Annotated in this window: 15 protein-coding genes; 10 read left to right on the top strand and 5 right to left on the bottom strand. The window is 57.9% G+C overall.

Annotation, left to right across the window (positions count from 1 at the left end; genetic code table 11):
• Positions 1-4: 4 nt before the first annotated feature.
• The 4 genes from AC2FIO_RS06230 to AC2FIO_RS06245 all read right to left on the bottom strand — a co-directional run bounded on the left by AC2FIO_RS06230 (position 5) and on the right by AC2FIO_RS06245 (position 4,782).
• Entirely contained in the window at positions 5-1,594 is a 1,590-nt protein-coding gene (locus AC2FIO_RS06230) for an ABC transporter permease (protein WP_058275411.1), read from the bottom strand.
• Positions 1,587-2,624, bottom strand: a complete 1,038-nt coding sequence (locus AC2FIO_RS06235; RefSeq protein WP_058275713.1) for a quaternary amine ABC transporter ATP-binding protein — start codon at positions 2,622-2,624, stop codon at positions 1,587-1,589. The genes AC2FIO_RS06230 and AC2FIO_RS06235 overlap by 8 nt, the downstream gene beginning before the upstream one ends.
• A 78-nt stretch (positions 2,625-2,702) precedes the next feature.
• A complete protein-coding gene (locus AC2FIO_RS06240; RefSeq protein ID WP_282169050.1) occupies positions 2,703-3,653 on the bottom strand; it encodes an ABC transporter substrate-binding protein in 951 nt (316 codons plus the stop codon).
• A gap of 256 nt (positions 3,654-3,909) precedes the next feature.
• A complete protein-coding gene (locus tag AC2FIO_RS06245) occupies positions 3,910-4,782 on the bottom strand; it encodes a LysR family transcriptional regulator (RefSeq protein WP_058275410.1) in 873 nt (290 codons plus the stop codon).
• An 85-nt stretch (positions 4,783-4,867) separates the two neighbouring features.
• Between AC2FIO_RS06245 and AC2FIO_RS06250 the strand changes: the two genes are divergently transcribed.
• Genes AC2FIO_RS06250 through AC2FIO_RS06270 form a run of 5 tightly spaced genes read left to right on the top strand, consistent with a single transcriptional unit; the run spans position 4,868 to position 10,637 of the window.
• Positions 4,868-6,331 carry an aldehyde dehydrogenase family protein gene (locus AC2FIO_RS06250; RefSeq protein ID WP_432653515.1) on the top strand — a complete coding sequence of 488 codons (1,464 nt, stop codon included), beginning with the start codon at positions 4,868-4,870 and terminating at the stop codon, positions 6,329-6,331.
• Complete coding sequence (locus tag AC2FIO_RS06255; protein ID WP_496696353.1) at positions 6,331-7,308, top strand: membrane dipeptidase; 978 nt, start codon at positions 6,331-6,333, stop codon at positions 7,306-7,308. The genes AC2FIO_RS06250 and AC2FIO_RS06255 overlap by 1 nt, the downstream gene beginning before the upstream one ends.
• A complete protein-coding gene (locus tag AC2FIO_RS06260; RefSeq protein WP_496696355.1) occupies positions 7,305-8,990 on the top strand; it encodes a hypothetical protein in 1,686 nt (561 codons plus the stop codon). The genes AC2FIO_RS06255 and AC2FIO_RS06260 overlap by 4 nt, the downstream gene beginning before the upstream one ends.
• Complete coding sequence (locus AC2FIO_RS06265; RefSeq protein ID WP_496696357.1) at positions 8,987-9,616, top strand: DUF3726 domain-containing protein; 630 nt, start codon at positions 8,987-8,989, stop codon at positions 9,614-9,616. The genes AC2FIO_RS06260 and AC2FIO_RS06265 overlap by 4 nt, the downstream gene beginning before the upstream one ends.
• 10 nt (positions 9,617-9,626) lie before the next feature.
• Positions 9,627-10,637 (top strand): Ldh family oxidoreductase, encoded by a 1,011-nt coding sequence (locus tag AC2FIO_RS06270; protein WP_472723036.1) that lies wholly within the window; start codon positions 9,627-9,629, stop codon positions 10,635-10,637.
• An 18-nt stretch (positions 10,638-10,655) separates the two neighbouring features.
• On the opposite strand, the gene AC2FIO_RS06275 is transcribed toward AC2FIO_RS06270, so the two are convergent.
• Positions 10,656-11,684: a LacI family DNA-binding transcriptional regulator gene (locus tag AC2FIO_RS06275; RefSeq protein ID WP_496696359.1), complete on the bottom strand. Its 1,029-nt coding sequence runs from the start codon at positions 11,682-11,684 to the stop codon at positions 10,656-10,658.
• Between the two features lie 113 nt (positions 11,685-11,797).
• On the opposite strand from AC2FIO_RS06275, the gene AC2FIO_RS06280 reads away from it, so the two are divergent.
• From AC2FIO_RS06280 to AC2FIO_RS06300, 5 genes are read left to right on the top strand one after another with little or no spacing between them, the layout of a single operon-like run.
• A complete protein-coding gene (locus tag AC2FIO_RS06280) occupies positions 11,798-13,309 on the top strand; it encodes a tripartite tricarboxylate transporter permease (protein ID WP_282118881.1) in 1,512 nt (503 codons plus the stop codon).
• Positions 13,306-13,761, top strand: coding sequence for a tripartite tricarboxylate transporter TctB family protein (locus tag AC2FIO_RS06285; protein ID WP_496696361.1), 456 nt, complete (start codon positions 13,306-13,308; stop codon positions 13,759-13,761). Before AC2FIO_RS06280 ends, AC2FIO_RS06285 begins: the two co-directional genes overlap by 4 nt.
• 44 nt (positions 13,762-13,805) lie before the next feature.
• On the top strand, positions 13,806-14,765 hold the full coding sequence (locus AC2FIO_RS06290; protein ID WP_472723032.1) for a Bug family tripartite tricarboxylate transporter substrate binding protein: 960 nt from the start codon (positions 13,806-13,808) through the stop codon (positions 14,763-14,765).
• A 55-nt stretch (positions 14,766-14,820) separates the two neighbouring features.
• The gene (gene sauS, locus AC2FIO_RS06295; protein ID WP_496696363.1) at positions 14,821-16,242 is read left to right on the top strand and encodes an acylating sulfoacetaldehyde dehydrogenase; all 1,422 of its coding nucleotides are present in this window, start codon (positions 14,821-14,823) and stop codon (positions 16,240-16,242) included.
• Positions 16,239-17,735 carry an AMP-binding protein gene (locus AC2FIO_RS06300; protein WP_496696365.1) on the top strand — a complete coding sequence of 499 codons (1,497 nt, stop codon included), beginning with the start codon at positions 16,239-16,241 and terminating at the stop codon, positions 17,733-17,735. Before sauS ends, AC2FIO_RS06300 begins: the two co-directional genes overlap by 4 nt.
• Positions 17,736-17,781: the final 46 nt, after the last annotated feature.

Consider the following 17,781-nt stretch of genomic DNA (forward strand, 5'->3'; position numbering starts at 1 on the left):
GCGTTCAGAGTTTCTCGTCTTCTCGGCGGAAGGCACCTTGAACGATACGGTCCATGACCATGGCCAGGAACAGGATGGCGAACCCACCCAGCAGACCCGGACCTTTGGCAGCGTATTGCAGCGCCTCAAGGATTTCCTTGCCCAGACCTCCACCGCCGATCAGCGAGATAATCACCACCATCGACAAGCACATCAGAATGGTCTGGTTCACGCCGGTCATGATCGACGGCAGGGCAAGCGGGATCTCAACATCCTTGAGCAACTGCCATTTCGATGCGCCAAAGGCCACCGCAGCCTCCTTGATGCTTTCCGGAACCCCGCGCATCCCCAGCGCGGTCAAGCGAATGACCGGCGGCATGCCAAAGATGATCGTCGCCAGAATGCCCGGCGGGTTGCCTGTGCCAAAGAAAGCGATGATTGGGATCAAGTAGACAAACGCAGGCAATGTCTGCATCAGGTCCAACACCGGCTCGGCCGCCCGGTAGGCGCGCTTGGATTTGCCGAACCAGATGCCTAGCGGAATGCCAAAAACCACGCATAACAGCACCGCCGCGCCCACCAAGGCCACGGTTTCCATCGCCACATCCCAATACCCCAGAAGCGCGATATAGGCCAACGAAGACGCGGTGAAGATTGCCACCCTTGGCCCTGCCGCGCGCCACGCGGTCACACAGATCACCAACATCACAACTGGCCACGGGGAACCGATCAATGCCACCGTCAACGCATCCAGAACAGATCGCACACCCGCCACGATACCGTCGAATACATCCCCGCCAGCTGCGGCGGCTGCATCTATCTGCGCCTCCATCCAGCTTGCCAAGTTTGAGAACAACGTTCCGTTGCCTTCGCCCAATATCATCGCGGAGACTTCCTGCTCGGGAAATGCATCCAACAATGGGAGTGAGGCGTTGACGGTGAATTTGTACACAATCAGCGGACCAATTGCGGCCACCAAAACAGCACCCAGAACAGTGTTGCGGGTCGAGCGGCCGCTTTCGGTGCTGGCAGGATCTGTCCGCCAATTCGAGTACTGCTTTTCGTACACGCGGTCCGCATAAAAACCTTGCGCAAGCTTGAAAACCAACAACATCAACAGGCCTGTAACCATGATGCCAAACGCCTCAGACTGGGCCGACGCCGCTTTCTCAAAACTGGCATCTGCGGCCTTCTGGATATTCGCTGCCAACTTGTTGAACCGGTCAATGTCCGCCTTTTCGGTGGCCGCAGTCGCACGTTCCAATAGCTCGTTCGCGCGGGTCTGCTGACGTTCAGCCCGTTCGGCCAGATCAGCGCCGGGGTTGCCCCAGGCACCGCGGCCGATCTGAACCCAGGCGATGATTTCCAGGATCAGGAAAGTCCAGAACATCCCCCAGATCGCGCGGGACGCAGACCAGAATGGTCCCAAAACAGCCGCCCAGATGTTGAAGGTATTGGGAATACCGCTGGTCGCGTCATGGATTTTGTGAAACGCGTTGACGTAGTAGTCGCCGTTTGGCCCGGTAAATTCGTGGATCGAGCGGTCCAGCGCCTCGCGGTCGACTTCGATATCCGAGGCGGCCGTGACTTTTACTTCCGTGGTTGCATCAGTCATTTTTGCCCCCCTGAATTCCGCGCAGCAAACGCGGTTTAGTGACCACGCCTACATCAGCGCCAGCATCGGTAATGATGACCGGAAGGTCCGTATTGACGGCAAGGTCGATCAACTGGTCCAAATCCGCCCCTTCATCCGCGCGTGGTGCGCCATCGGTCGGGCCAGAGTAACTTTCGATCGGCTCCATGATCGAATGCGCCTTGACCAGTTTCAGCTTGGAAATGCCCTGCACGAACTCTCGCACGTAATCGTCTGCCGGGTTCATGACGATGTCTTCCGGCGTACCTATCTGCACAATGACACCGTCTTTCATGATGGCGATGCGATGGCCTATGCGAATGGCCTCGTCCAGATCGTGCGTGATGAACAGCGTCGTCTTTTTCAATTGCGCCACCAGTGCCTTGAACTGGTCCTGCAATTGCAGGCGGATCAGCGGATCAAGGGCTGAAAACGGCTCATCCATCAGCAGGATCTCGGGGTCCGAGGCCAGCGCGCGGGCAATCCCAACACGTTGCTGCATGCCGCCCGACAATTCTTTGGGCAGGCGGTCTTCGTAGCCTGTCAGGTCTACCAACCCTAATGCGTGATCCGAAACCGCCCAGCGTTTCGATTTCGACACTTTGCGGATTTCCAGCGGGTAGGCGACATTATCGCGAACCGAGCGGTGCGGCATCAGTGCCATGTGCTGAAACACCATCCCGATTTGCATGGCCCGAATGCGACGCAGCTCGGCCTCGGAAATCTTGGAGACATCCTGCCCCAGAATTTCGATCTTTCCGGCGGTCGGTTCGATCAGGCGATTGACGTGTCGTACCAGCGTAGACTTGCCAGAGCCTGACAGGCCCATGATGCAGAAAATCTCGCCCCTTGGCACTTCGAAGGACGCGCCCTGCACGCCAACAACACAATTGAATCTTTCCAGAACTTCAGGCTTTCCGATGCCTTCATTCCGGACGGCTTCCATGGCTTCTTCGGCTTTTGCGCCAAAGATTTTCCAGACATCCGTCAGTTTAACGACTGTTTCGGTCATTTTTGTCCCTTTGGTGCAAAACAGGCCGCCGGGGCTGTCCCGACGGCCTGCCAGAGTTTCAATTCCGGTGGGCGTCAATCAATTTGACATCCAGCCCAGAACGGCATCTTCGTTCGCACCGACCCATTCCTCGGCATAAGCCAAAGGCTCTTGGCCTTCGATCACCAATGCAAAGGTCATCGCCGAAACCGTGTCCGTATCCAGTTTCATGTTTGACAGCATGGTCGCCACTTCCGGATATTCTTCCTCAAGCGACTTTGCGAAGTGCAAATGCAGGTAGGCAAGATCCCAGGCAACGCCGGCCTCGGATTTTTCCAGCCAGTCCGGGTCATCTGTGGGCTGCAGTACGTTCCACTTGGCCGCGTCGTACGCCGGTTCTTCCAAGATCTGCATGTCATGCAGGGCAAACACATAGTGCGGCGTGTAGCAGAACCCTACCCACGGCTCGCCCGCTTTGATTGCATTGTCGAGATTCGCGTAAGCCACTGTCTCGTCAATTTCTGTCAGTTCAAAAACTTGGTCATAACCGTAGGATTTGGCCCGAATTTTTTCGACGTTGGTCGACGCCCATCCCGGCGCACCGATCCATAGCTCACCCTGCCCGTCACCGTTGCTGTCGAACAGCGCTGCATTGTCGGGATTTGTCAGGTCTTCAATGGACGTAATGCCATGTGCTTCGGCGGTTGCCTTGTCGACGCACATACCCTGAAAGGCTTCAACGCCATTCGCGTTGAACGTAACCGTACCCTTATCTTTTACGTAGGTATCATGCAGGTTTTGCTGGTTGGGCATCCAAACTTCGGGGTGTACGTGCATGGCACCGGAGTCCATCGCCTCGAACACAATCGGGTTGGTGCCATTCTGAAGTTCGACCTCAAGACCGAGGTTCTGTTCGATCGCGACCTTCAAAATATGTGCCGTCGCATTTACCGAAGGCCAGTTCGGCACGCCGATCACGATATCAGCAGCAAGGGCGGGTCCAGCGATCACAGCGGATGCGCCTCCCAGTAACGTGGCTAATTTTCTCATTTGTGTCTCCATGTTGGACGTCTGCGGCGCTGTTTTTCTATGCCCGAGGGCCGTGGTGCACCTTGCAAACAAAGTCGGAAAGCCGATGCCTTCCCATTATTAGGTCAGCCGCACGATGCGCCGACCCGGCAAGAAAAATTGAAACATGGTGACGCGTCACCCATCAAGCGTTACGTCCAAGAAGCATTCAAATTCGATATTATCATAGAAATGTTTCGGCTTTGTCGAAAATTGGCCGTGAACTCGTACTCTGCCATCAGGCAGCGCCCAGTTCCAGAATGTAAGCGACCGCCTCTTCGGTCAGATGCTTGAACCGCGCATGTTCACTGACATAGAGGCAGACCTGGCGCTGATCGGGCAAATCCGCAATTTCGCGAAACGCCGTCGCCTCGGGCATGAAACTGGCGACCGATTGCGGCAACACCGTTACCCAATCCCCGGTCTTGACCATTGTGATAAGGGAATGGGTGTTGTGAACAGTAACATCCGCCTGCGCTTCGGATGCCCGGAACTTGGGCGATTGAATCAGATCGCACAGCGCGTTTCGTATAAACGGAAGTGTCAGGACTTCGTCAATTGTTGGCGTATTTGGCTGTCGTATCAAACGGTGATCAGAGGCGCATACCAGCCCAAACCTGTCTTCGAACAACGGAAGCGACCGAACTCCGTTCAGCGCGTGCTGACCTGAGGCGATGCCAATATCCGCTTTACCCTCAACCAGTGCGTCCAATACCTGCTGAGTATCTGTGTCGCGCAATTCGACTTTTACTCCGGGAAAGCGTTCTGTGACATAGGCCAGAACCTTAGGAAAAATCAGCGCCGCAACCGATGGAACGGACGCGATGCGCAGCAACCCGTGCTCTGCTTTTGCTGCGGCCATTATATCCAAGACGGCCTGATCGAATTGGCGGACTTGTTTCAAAGCCACTTCGAAAACCTGTAACCCCAACGGGGACAACTGGTTTTTGCGCTCTCCTTCAAAGAGCTTTTTACCCAGATGATCCTCAAATTGCTTGAGGGTCATCGAGACCGCCGACTGCGTGCGGCCCAACCGGTCGGCCGCCTCGATCAGGTTGCCAGTTTGAGCGACGGTGCAAAAACACCGTAGGGTCTCGATCTTGATCGCCAAGCTTCACCTTTTTTGAAGTTTGCTCAATTTATTTGAGTTTGACTGATATCTACTCAAAAAGCCATTCTGCGCCAGACCAATTTTCATGACTCTGGGGCGCATCGTGACAAAACTGAACTTGATTGCTGGCGAATGGCTGGCGGGCGAGACCGAAATTGAAAACCGCAACCCTTCGGATCTGAGCGATCTGGTTGGCATGTTCGCACAGGCCAGCGCGGATCAGCTTGAGGCCACATTGGATCAGGCGCGTGTTGCACAGGCAGAATGGGAAGCCTACGGTCCCGAACGCAAGCAAGCGGTTCTGATGAATATCGGCAACGAGCTGATGTCGCGCGCCGAAGAGCTGGGCACCCTGCTGGCCCGCGAAGAAGGCAAGCCGCTGGCCGAAGGCAAGGGCGAGGTTTATCGCGCCGGTCAGTTCTTTACCTATTACGCAGCCGAATGCCTGCGCCAGATCGGTGAGAACGCCGACAGCGTCCGCCCCGGTGTTGAAATTGACGTTCGCCGCGAGGCCGTGGGTGTGGTTGCCATCATCAGCCCGTGGAACTTCCCGACCGCGACGGCTTCTTGGAAGATTGCTCCGGCGCTGTGCTATGGCAACGCAGTTGTCTGGAAACCCGCCAACATCACCCCGGCTTCTGCCGTAGCCCTGACCGAGATCATCCAACGGCAGGACGTCCCCAAGGGTCTGTTCAGCCTTGTCATGGGGTCGGGCCGCTCGATCGGTCAGCGGCTGGTTGAAAGCCCCAAGGTCAACGCGATTTCCTTCACCGGTTCCGTTCCGGTTGGCAAAGGCATCGCCGCCGCTGCGATTCAGAACCTGACCAAAGTTCAGATGGAGATGGGATCGAAAAACGCGCTGGCCGTGATGGATGACGCCGATCTGGATCTGGCGGTGACGCTGGCATTGGGCGGAGCTTTTGGCGGTACAGGTCAAAAATGTACCGCATCCTCGCGTCTGGTCGTTCATGCCGGTGTGCACGATGCATTTGTCGAAAAACTTGTCGCGGGTGCGCAGGCCATGAAAGTCGGCCACGCGCTGGAAGACGGCGTTCAAATGGGGCCGGTCGTCAGTGAACAGCAACTGAACGAAAATTTGGCCTATGTCGATCTGGGTAAATCCGAAGGTGCCGAGCTGGCCTGCGGTGGTCAGCGACTTGAGATGCCGCATGACGGTTTCTACATGTCCCCCGGCGTGTTCCTGAACACCAACAACGATATGCGGATCAACCGCGAAGAGATGTTCGCGCCGTTGACCAGCGTCATCAAGGTCGGCAGCTATGACGAAGCGCTGAGCGTGGTGAACGCAACCAACTTTGGACTGACTTCGGGCATCGTGACGCAAAGCCTTGCGCGCGCAACGCACTTCCGCCGCAACGCACGCACCGGTGTTGTCACAGTCAACCTGCCGACCGCAGGCACTGACTATCACGTTCCGTTCGGCGGGCGCGGCGACAGCTCTTACGGTCCACGCGAGCAGGGCAAGGCAGCGGCTGAATTCTATACCACTGTTAAAACAGCCTACATCAGCGCGGGAACACCGGTCTGATGCGCATCGACGGGCTGCAATACGCCAACTGGTCGGAGAAGATTTTTCGGCAGCTACGTGAAGGGGGCGTGGACGCAATACACGTCACCATCTCGTATCACGAGAACTTCCGAGAAACGGTTCTGAACTTTGAAAAGTGGAACCGCTGGTTTGAGCAATTTCCGGACCTGATCATGAAAGGCCGTTGGGCCAGCGACATCGACATCGCCCGGGAAACCGGGCGGACGGCTGTGTTCTTTGGCTTCCAGAACCCCTCGCCCATCGAAGATGATATCGGGCTGGTGGAAATCCTGCACGATCTGGGCGCGCGGTTCATGCAGCTGACCTATAACAACCAGTCTCTTCTGGCGACCGGTTGTTACGAGGCCGAAGACACCGGCATCACCCGTATGGGCAAACAGGTTATCAAAGAGATGAACCGTGTAGGCCTGGTCGTCGACATGAGCCATTCGGCGGATCGTTCGACAATCGAGGCCGCCGAGCTGTCCGAACGTCCCATCGCCATCACCCACGCCAACCCGCACGAATGGTCCCCGGCCCTGCGCAACAAACGTGATTCGGTGATCCGGGCAGTGACCGAAAACGGTGGGATGTTGGGCTTTTCGGTCTACCCTCATCACCTGAAAGACAAATCCGACTGCACGCTGGAGAGTTTTTGCGAGATGATCGCCCGTACGGCCGAAAAATACGGTGCACAACATCTGGGGATCGGCACCGACTTGTGTCAGGATCAACCCGACAGCATTGTCGAGTGGATGCGCGTTGGTCGCTGGACCAAGGAAATCGACTACGGCGAAGGTTCAGCCAGCAATCCCGGCTTTCCGCCGATGCCCAGCTGGTTCGAGGACAATCGCGACTTTGGCAATATCGAAACCGGGCTGCGCAACGTTGGCATGAACGCCGAAGAAGTTTCGGGCATCATGGGCGGCAACTGGTACGGCTTTTTCGATCAGAACTTTGGACCACGAACTGCATGAACCACGTCAGTACTGATATCCCGCGACGCGATCCTGCGCAGGTTATGCGCCTGTCGCGGCTGGGCTCGCTGCATCAGTGCAGACTCAGCTTCATGCGGCAACTGACCCGGCGTATGGCGCGTGAGAACTGGGCCTTTACGCGCCCTGTTTTTGAGATCGACGAAAACGGCGTCGGCCACGCCGTCTACACCGCGCAAGGTCCGGATCGCGCCTATTCGCTGGTTGCGTTCGCCCATGACCTGCCGCCTGAACAACGGTCGGACCGGGTGATCGCCGAGGCGTGGGACGCCACTTTCGCATTATTCGATGGCATCCCAACGGAACAGGACATCCAACGCCTGTCAGAAAACGTTCCTTTGCAAGAGGCAGGGCGCGTAAGCGAAAGCGAGCTGTCACTGTCCCGCGCCAACCGGTCCGTACGTTTGTGGAAACACGTGGTCGACAGGTTGGCTGCCGGACAACAGCCCGACTTGGAGCAAATCCATAAAGTTGGCTACCTGATGCGGACGACGGCCGTATACGGATCGGGCAAGTTCGGCGCCGCAGATCGCGAGAAGATAGCGAACCGGCCAGAACTGCACGCACCGTTTCAGGCGGAAATGCTGTCGGTCTACCTGACGCGAACTTTTGTCCGCGATCTGGTGCAACATATGGCCCTCGCCAAAGGCGGTATGCAGACGGCGGATCTGGACCCCGAGATTGCGCAGTGGCTGGGCATCGGTAACTCTACCGGCCTTGGCATGGCTCCGTTCATCGTGAACCACCCGGTGCTGTTCAACAATTGGATTATGACGCGCGAGGAAGCTTTGGCACGGGTGCGATCCCTGCAAACAGCGTCTGAGGACGAAGCCCGGCACTTTCGTGAAATCTACGATCGTAGCAAACTGTCGATGTCGTGGTGGCGATCAGAGCATCCGGTCCAGATTGAGAAGCTTGCGTCGCTGAATGCCGATCTTGCGGCAATTACCAGCTACCTGGATCAGAATGACCTGAGGCAGGACCACCCGTGGGACAGGCTGATCCGATGGTCCGAAACCGCACTTGGCGAAGAAGGGCAGGAACTGCTCGCCTCACTTGTTCTGGAACCCTATGGCGATCTGGTGGATGGCCTGACCGGCTGTATGGCTGACGGGAATGCGCAGGCACAGGTTATCAACGGGGGCATGACCGTCGATCAGGTCCGCACCGCGATTCAGGACCGCTTTGGTTGGGCGTTGGATTTGGAATGGTCGGCAGAGGCAAACTGCGCGCGCGCCTGGTACGTGTCTGAAGAAAAACTGGAACCACGCTTGGGTGAACGGTTCGAGGAACCAATTGCCGAATACGAACAGCCCCTTGCCCCGGCCAGAGACGCCGCGCTGGCTTTCGCGGACCTTGAGAATTGGCAGGATGACAGGTCGATAGCCGAGTTCCTACTGCGCCATCCTGAACACCGTCACACGATCCGGCGTGCGCAGATCGGCCTTGTCGCGCCATATGGCGAGCTTCGCGACAACACGATCAGCGCTGGGGTCATGCCCATCGATATGCTCCGGGCCAAGTTATCCTTTTTTGGTGCTACGCATTTTGACCCACGCTCGGACCGCTGGGTGCGTATCTGCATGTACGCTGGCGCGCCCTACCCCGAAGACCTGAATGCCAAAACCGCAGATCTGTGGGTTTATCCGGAGCTTTCCCAATGAACGTCTCGCTGAATGAGGTCGAAGCCACCGCAAAGCGTGCGACCCGAGGAGCTCGATATAGCTGGGGACTTGCTGAGGAAGCCGCGAAAGCAACGCGCTGGCTGTGCGCGCACGGGCAAAACGGTACCGGTGCTTTGGCTCAGCTGCTGCAACTTGATTTGGCGAGTACACCAAAGACACACACCCCGTCCGATCTGAGCGGCGAATGGCAGAGCGAAAACCAGCTGTGCCCATTGGTGACCGGCGCATTATTGTCTGATTGTGCCCACCGCCTGAATTCATCCCCGATAGCAATAAGAAACGTAGCCGTACCCGCACTGCTGCTTCCATTTGCGGCCAATGCCGCACGCTTTCTAGCGACCTGCGTGAGCGTAGATTATGACCACGCACTAGCGGAAACCGACGGTTTTGACTTGTCCCTGGACGCCCCGATCCCGGACCGGGCACATCAGGTATCTGTGCACCTTGGCGGCCAACTTACCGCCCCCGTCCCGCATCTAACACGGGCTGAACCCGATCTGACCGATTGGGCGGTACTAAACCGGTTCGCCCACCGCACATACGCCCCCGCCACCGAGGAATCCCGCCTGCGCGGGGCCGGAGCGGGCTTATCCGACAACGATTGAAGAGGCCCCAATGATTGAAACCCGTACACTGACCCTTGAGCAGATCGAAGATCTCGCCTTCCGTGCGCTTGTTGCCGCAGGAACCGCTGAAGCCAACGCCCGACCATTGGCCGTTGCGACGGCTGCAACCGAGGCGGATGGGGTTGCCAGCCACGGGCTGGCCTACATCCCGATATATTGCGAGCACGTGCAATGTGGGAAAGTGGACGGAACGGCCCAACCGGAACTGTCGCGCCCGCGCCCCGGCGCAGTGAATGTGGACGCAGCAACCGGCTTTGCCCATTCCGCAATTGATATGGGTTTTGAGGTCCTTATCCCAGCTGCACGTGAACAAGGAATCGCGGCACTGTCGATCCGCAACAGCTATAACTGCGGTGTCCTTGGCTACCACACATACCGGTTGGCGCAGGCCGGGTTGGTTGGGTTGGGGTTCACCAATGCTCCGGCTTCGATCGCGCCTTCGGGCGGTGCGAAACCCGTCGTCGGAACCAACCCCTTCTCGATCGCCGCGCCCGGCGCGGACGGCCAGCCCGCCCTGCTGATCGACCAAAGCGCCAGCACGATTGCTAAAAGCGAGGTCATGAAACACGCGCGCGAAGGCAAACCGATCCCGGTTGGCTGGGCTCTGGACGCAGATGGCAACCCGACCACAGACCCCAACGTCGGCCTTAAGGGGTCGATGGCACCGTCAGGCGGCTACAAAGGCGTCGGTGTTGCCCTATTGACAGAGATTATGGCCGCAGCCCTGACCGGCGCGACCCTTGGCATTAACGCCTCGCCCTTTTCCGGCACCGCCGGTGGGCCGCCCAAGACCGGGCAGTTCTTCATTGCGATAGACCCGACCGCCACCTCTGGCGATGCGTTTGCTTCGGGGATCAGCGAGTTGGTCGGCGCAATCCGCGCACAGAACGGAGCGCATCTGCCCGGCGATGGGCGCGGTGGCAAGCGCAGGCAGGCACAGACCGACGGTGTTGCCGTCAATGCGGCCACGCTGGATAAGATTGAGGCAATCATAGCCTAGCTATTCTGCCCAGGTCTGTTAGGTCGCCAGCGAACGGGTCGTTTGTCTGGCGACACATTCCAAATCACAGCGGATGCTGAAATGCTTTGGTTCATCCGACGTGATGAAATCGGTGAATTTCTCACCGGCCAGTGCTCCGATGTTTTCTGCGGGAATGCGGATGGTTGTAAGGCCGGGCTCGACGTCCGCTGAGCCTTTGAAATCCCCGATACCAATTATCGACAGATCATCGGGAACGCTTAGTCCAAGTTTTTGGGCAGCAAACAGCGCCCCCTGCGCAATGACGTCATTGCCACACAGCAATGCCGTCGGACGTTTCGACGTCGTCAAAAGGGCCATGGCCGCCTGCTTGGCCTGAGAAACACTGTACGGCGCTTGGGTTTCATGCTCATCAGGTACGGAAACCCCCCGTTCGCCCAACGCATCATGCACAGCGGAAAGGCGGTGTTGCGCGCGGTCGTTCCCCTGAGTTTCGGGAAAGATCAGCCCGATATCACGATGCCCCAGATCTAGCAGGTGTTCGGCCGCCAATCGTCCGGCCAGATGGTTGTCCGCCCCCACGCAAGGAAGGGGTGATTCTTCTGAGTAATTCCAGATTGCCAATGCGGGTATCTTTTGCTGCGTGATTAAGCGGTTGGTGGCGTCGGAATGTTCCAACCCGACCAGCGCCACACCGTCCACGCGATGTTCAAGAAACTTGCGAACCATCGCGTATTCCCGGTCCAGGTCATACCCATGCGACGCCAGCAACAGGCTAAACCCCGCTTTGTCGATCGAATCCGAAAAGGCCTGAATGACCTCGGAAAAAATGGCGTGGTTGATTGTGGGCACGACAAGGCCAATTGTTCCCGACCGTTTTCCATGCATCGTTTGGGCCGCGCGGTTGCGGATGTAACCCAATCGCTGCACGGCCTTGTTGATCTTTTTGCGAGTCGCCGGGTTGACCAGATCGGGGTGATTGAAGGTACGTGAAACCGTAGACGGCGACACCTTTGCAGCCTTTGCAACGGCCACAATATCCACCTTACCCCTTTGAAAGTTAGCCATAATTTTACCCTAACCGGTCAAATTTATGAAAACATTTGCAATACTATTTTCATCCCCTAACCTGATTTGTCAACAAAAGTAAAAGTGCGAACGGACGGGTTGGGAGGCCCAGGATGGAATTCATTTACTACTTCGGAGATGTGTTCACGCCGATGTCGTTCCTGCTGCTTTTGGGCGGCACGATCGGAGGGTTAATTCTGGGCGCGACCCCCGGCCTGTCACCAACGATGGCGGTGGCCCTGTTGATCCCGTTCACCTTCCAACTTGAGGCCGCGCAAGGCCTGATCCTGCTGGGGGCAGCCTATACCTCGACCGTGGCTGGCGGCGCGGTCAGCGCCATCCTACTGAAGATCCCTGGCGCTCCGGCGAATATCGCCACCACTCTGGATGGCCACACGATGGCCCAAAAAGGCGAAGGTGCCCGCGCCTTGCAGCTGTCTTTTCTGGCATCGGCCGTGGGCGGAATTTTTGGCGTTCTGCTGCTGATCTTCCTGACGCCCGTTTTGGCGCAATGGGCGCTGGCCTTTGGACCATCGCACCTGTTTTGGCTGGCCATTCTAGGAGTGACGGTCATTGGCACGCTGGACTCGGCCTCAGTGGTCAAGGGTTTGCTGTCGGGCTGTATTGGGTTGTGGCTGGCGACCATCGGGTTCGACGACATCATGGGTGCACAACGCTTTATCTTTCACCCCGCACTGGGCGGCGGCATCAACATAATCGCCGCGTTGATTGGCCTGTTTGCGATCCCACAGGTGTTGACCATGTTTGCCAAAGGGCGGCACAACACAGGCGCCGAAGTGATCGAAGTGCAACGCCACTCGATCCTGGCGGCGTTCAGGGAACTGTTCAGCCGCACCCGAGCGCTGAGCATCGGAACGCTGACAGGTTCGATCATCGGCCTGATCCCTGGCGTCGGTGGACAGATCGCGGGCCTTGTCGCTTATGACCAGACCAAGAAGTTTTCGTCCGAAAAGGACAAGTTCGGCACGGGACATTCCGAGGGCGTGATTGCCGCGGAATCTGCCAACAACGCGATGGTTGGACCTTCGCTTGTTCCACTGTTGACGCTGTCCATCCCCGGCAGCCCGACCGCCGCCGTGCTGTTGGGCGGGTTGCTGATCCACGGGATTTTCCCGGGATCGGATTTGTTCGACAACCATCCGGACGTGGCGTGGACTTTCATCAACTCGATGCTGATCGGGCAGGTGCTGATGTGTATCTTCGGCCTCTATGTCGCCGGTCTTGCAGCGCGTGTTGCACAGGTTCCGCAATCCGTCATGGCCGCCATCGTTCTGGCCTTGTCGGTCTTCGGTGCATACTCGGTTCAAGGTTCTATGGGTGATGTCTATGTCATGGCATGCCTCGGCATCGGCATGTTCTTTTTGGAACGCTTCGGTTTCTCGGCTGCACCGTTGGTACTGGGCCTGATCCTCGGGCCAATCGCCGAGGCCAACTTCATCCAGGGTGGAATGATCGCCGACGCGACCGTCGGCAAGGCTTCGTACTTCATGACCGGTGGATTGAACCTGTTCCTAATCGCCGTCGTACTGGCCTCGATCGCCTATTCGGTTTGGATGGAACTGCGCAGCCGCCGCTACACCACCAAAGAGGAGGCACAGGCATGAACCGCTCACAGCACGTATTCGGGTCAGGTCTGGTCTTTGCAGTTGGCCTGTGGGTCGCATGGGTCAGTTACACGCAACAACCCGCCGAGGCATTCCTGTTCCCACGCCTGATCGCAACGGTCTTTGTGGTTCTGGCCGGATGGACATTTGGCAAAGCAGTTATGGGTCTGTCCAAGGTCGGAAACGGCGTGACGCGGACGATGTTCGTGAACATGCTGCCGGGACTGATCATCACGCTGATCTACGTATTTTGGGCGGCGAAGACGCTGGGGTTCTACACCGCAACAACCATCGCCTTTTTTACCCTGCTGTCGATCTACGACCCCGCCCCCCATTCCGAGGTCAAAACCTGGATCAAACGCGGGATCATTACGGCAGTCTTTGTGGCGGTTATGTACGGGCTCTTTGCCATGCTTTTGAACGTCTACACACCAAGAGAAATTCTGTTCTGAACACGCAAATGCGCGGATGAACCAAATCAGGGAGGAAACGCAAAATGAAACGATTGATTGCAGGGGCAGCAATGGCTCTGACGGGCCTGACGGGTGCGGCAATGGCCGAGGAATATCCCGAACGGCCGATCATGATGATGGTCAGTTACGGAGCCGGAGGCGCGACCGATTTCCAGGCCCGGATCGTCACGATGACATCTGGAAACGAGGATGCGCTGGGAATGCCCATCGCCATCATCAACAAGCCTGGTGCCGGTGGGCGCGTTGGCTGGAACTGGTTCGCAACTCAGGCCGATCCGGACGGCTATACGCTGGGTGCCTACAACGTTCCTCATTTCATCGCCCAGTCGATCAAGGGTGGCGTCGAATACTCGACCGACAGCTTTGAACCCATCGCGAACTGGGGCGCAGACCCGGCCGTGTTCGTGGTTGGCGCCGACAGTGAATTCAACTCGATGGATGATGTTGTCGCCTATGCCAAGGAAAACCCGGGCAAGCTGACCGTATCCGGCGCGGGCCTTTTTGTGGGCCACCACATCGCGGCGTTGCAGATCGACAAGGCAGCCGGGACCAAGATGGCCTACATCCCGACCAAAGGTGGCGGAGCAGCAGCCATGAAGGCCGTCATCGCTGGTGAAGTCATGGGCGGCATCAACAACCTGTCCGATGCATTCCGTGCGCAAGAGGCGGGCAATGTGAAGATTCTCGGCGTCGCTGATCTGGAACGCAACGCGTTCCTGCCGGATGTTCCGACGATGATGGAACAGGGGCTGGACGTGGACAACTCCTCGGTCAATTTCCGGGGTGTAATGGTGCCCAAGGGAACACCTCCTGAGGTGATTGAAAAATTGGCCGCAACCGTGCCCGAGATGTTCGCCAATTCTCGCGTTTCCAAGAAGATGGAAGCGGGTGGCTCGCCCATGCACATCATGACACGTGACGAAGTGATCGAGATGTGGGCGCAGCGCCAGCAGACGCTGAACGAATTACTGGCTGGTCTTTAACCGACCCCAATCGGGGCGGGCAGAACCCGCCCCGGACAACCAATCGAGGACCAAAATGAACGCTCCAAACGACATAGCCCCCGAAATCGCCGAAGTAGACCGGATCGTGGCACAGGCGCGCAAGGCTCAGGCTGCCTATGAGGCAACAGGCAGTCAGGCGCTCTATGACAAGGCGGCGCTGGCGGCAGGCTGGGCGATCATGGAACCCGCGCGCAATCAGGCGCTGGCAGAACTGGCGGTTGAAACCACCGGCCTGGGCAATGTCCCCGACAAGATCACCAAAAACCACCGCAAAACTCTGGGTCTTCTGCGCGACATTGCCGAGGCAAAAACATATGGGGTCATCAGCGACGATCCTGAAACAGGCATCACGGAAATCGCCCGTGCGATCGGCGTCGTTGGCGCGGTCGTTCCATCAACCAATCCGGCCGCAACACCGGCCAACAACATCATTAATGCTCTCAAGGGTGGCAATGCTATCGTCGTCGCCCCCTCGCCCAAGGGCGTGGCATCCTGTGAGATGCTGCTAAGCTTCATACACACCGAGTTTGAAAAGCTGGGGCTGGATCCGAATCTGGTCCAGATGATCCCCGCACCGGGATCAAAGGCCAAAACACAACGGCTGATGGAGACCTCGGATCGGGTGATCTGCACCGGTAGTCAGAACAACGTCCACCGGGCCCAGTCCTGCGGCACACCGGCCGTCGCGGTCGGCGCCGGCAATGTCATCGTGATTGTCGATGAAACCGCCGATCTGTCTGCGGCCGCGGCCAAAATCACGGCGTCAAAGTGTTTTGACAATGCGACTTCGTGCTCGTCCGAAAACGCAGTTGTGGTGGTAAACGCAGTCTACGACGACTTCGTCGCAGCAATGGCGGCCGAAGGCGGTGCGCTTGTCCCTGCTTCAGATGCTGAAGGTATCATTGCCAGGCTATGGCCAAACGGGCACCTCAACCGATCCGCGATCGCTCAGGACGCCGACAAAATGCTTGATGCGTTGGGGATGGCAGACAAAGCGCACGAAGGTACGAAGTTTCTGGCGGTAGAGACAGATGGGATCGGTCCTGACCATCCCCTGTCCGGAGAGAAGTTGAGCCGCGTTCTGGCTCTGTACCGGGCCTCGGACTATGCGGGTGCCAAGGCTACTGCAGCGCGTGTCCTGGCCCATCAAGGTGCCGGACATTCGGTCGGCATCCACACCAGCGACGACGTGCGCGCTGTTGAGTTGGGCCGAGAGCTCCCCACCTGCCGGGTTATCGTGAACCAGGCGCATACCTTTGCAACAGGCGGCAGCTTTAACAACGGAATGCCCTTTTCGCTTTCGATGGGATGCGGCAGCTGGGGCGGAAACTCTATCGACACCAACCTGCATTGGCGGCACTTCGTCCAGACCACCAAAATTGTGCGTGAAATAGCCCCACGCGAACCCGCGCTCGAGGACATATTCGGCGCGTATTGGAGGGAGGCTGGCCAATGATGGAACCGCCCAAAGGAACTGTCCGCGATTGGCTGGACCTAAGAGCCGATCAGGGCGGAACCGGGTTTGTTTTTCCCGATGGCGCACAGGATCTGAGCTGGGCTGAACTGCGCGACTCGGCCAAAAAAGTCGCAGGCATGCTAACCCGCCTTGGGGCGCAAAAAGGCGAAAGCGTCGCCCTTATCTATCCCAATTGCCGCGAAGCGCTTGTCACCTTGTTCAGCGTTCTCTATGGCGGATTCCGGGCAACAATGATCAATCTCGTCGCTGGCGACAGTGCCGTGGCCTACGCCCTTGAACACAGCGGCGCGCGCTTTGCCTTCGTGCACCCGGATCAAGCCGAGCTGTTCGGCCGAACAGCCGACCCTGCCGTGACCAAGCCTTTGCAGATCGCCGATGCTGGTGACGCAGATACCGAGCTTTACGACCTGACGCCCGAAGATCATGCCCTTCTCATGTACACCTCAGGCACAACCGGCAGACCAAAGGGCGTCGTTCATACCCATTCCAGCCTTTTGGCCGGCGGCTGGACTACCGCTGTCGCACATGAACTGACCGACACTGATCGCGGTTTCTGCGTCTTGCCGATCTATCACATCAACGGTCTTTGCGTGACTGTAATGGGAACGCTCGTTTCGGGCGGGTCACTGGCTATGTGCGAGCGGTTTTCGGCCAGCCGGTTCTGGGAGAACCTTGGAAAGACTCAGGCTACTTGGTTTTCGGTTGTGCCCACCATCATCTCTCATCTGCTGCAATCGGACACCAATCCGGACAGCCAAACCCGTCAGCGGTTGCGGTTCGGGCGCTCTGCTTCGTCCGCGCTGGCACCGGACGTACAACGGGCTTTCGAAGAACGGCTCGACGTTCCCATCGTCGAAACAATGGGCCTTACCGAAACCGCTGCGCAGATCCTTTCGAACCCACTTCCGCCGGGTGTGCGCAAGATCGGCTCACCAGGTGTTGCCTATGGAAACGACGCCGCGATCCGCGATGCGAACCAACAGCCCGTCCCACACGGAACCGAGGGTGAACTGGTCATACGCGGACCAAATGTGATGCTTGAATACCTTAAGGATCCGGAGGCGACCGCAGGCACGTTTACTGCCGATGGATGGCTTCGCACCGGCGATCTGGCGCGTATGGATGAGGATGGATACGTCTATGTCACGGGCCGCTTGAAAGAGCTGATCATCAAGGGCGGCGAGAACATCGCCCCGCGTGAAATCGACGAGGCACTTTATTCCCACCCCGACGTTGTCGAAGCCGCAGCCTTTGGACGCCCCTGCCGCAGCTATGGCGAAACCGTCGAGGCCGCTGTCAAAATCCGGGAAGGGTCCGTGCTGACGCCGCTGACCTTATTGCAGATTTGTGAGACCAAACTGGGTCGGTTCAAATCCCCTGACGAGGTTCACATTCTGCACGATCTGCCAAAGGGGCCATCGGGTAAGATCCAGCGCAACCGGATACTCGAAATCGTTGACGATCAGGGCTGAGCACTAGCGGGACTATGACCGCTGGCGCGCAGCCGGGGCCGACCCT

This window comes from Ruegeria sp. CDSB086 (genome assembly GCF_059611065.1).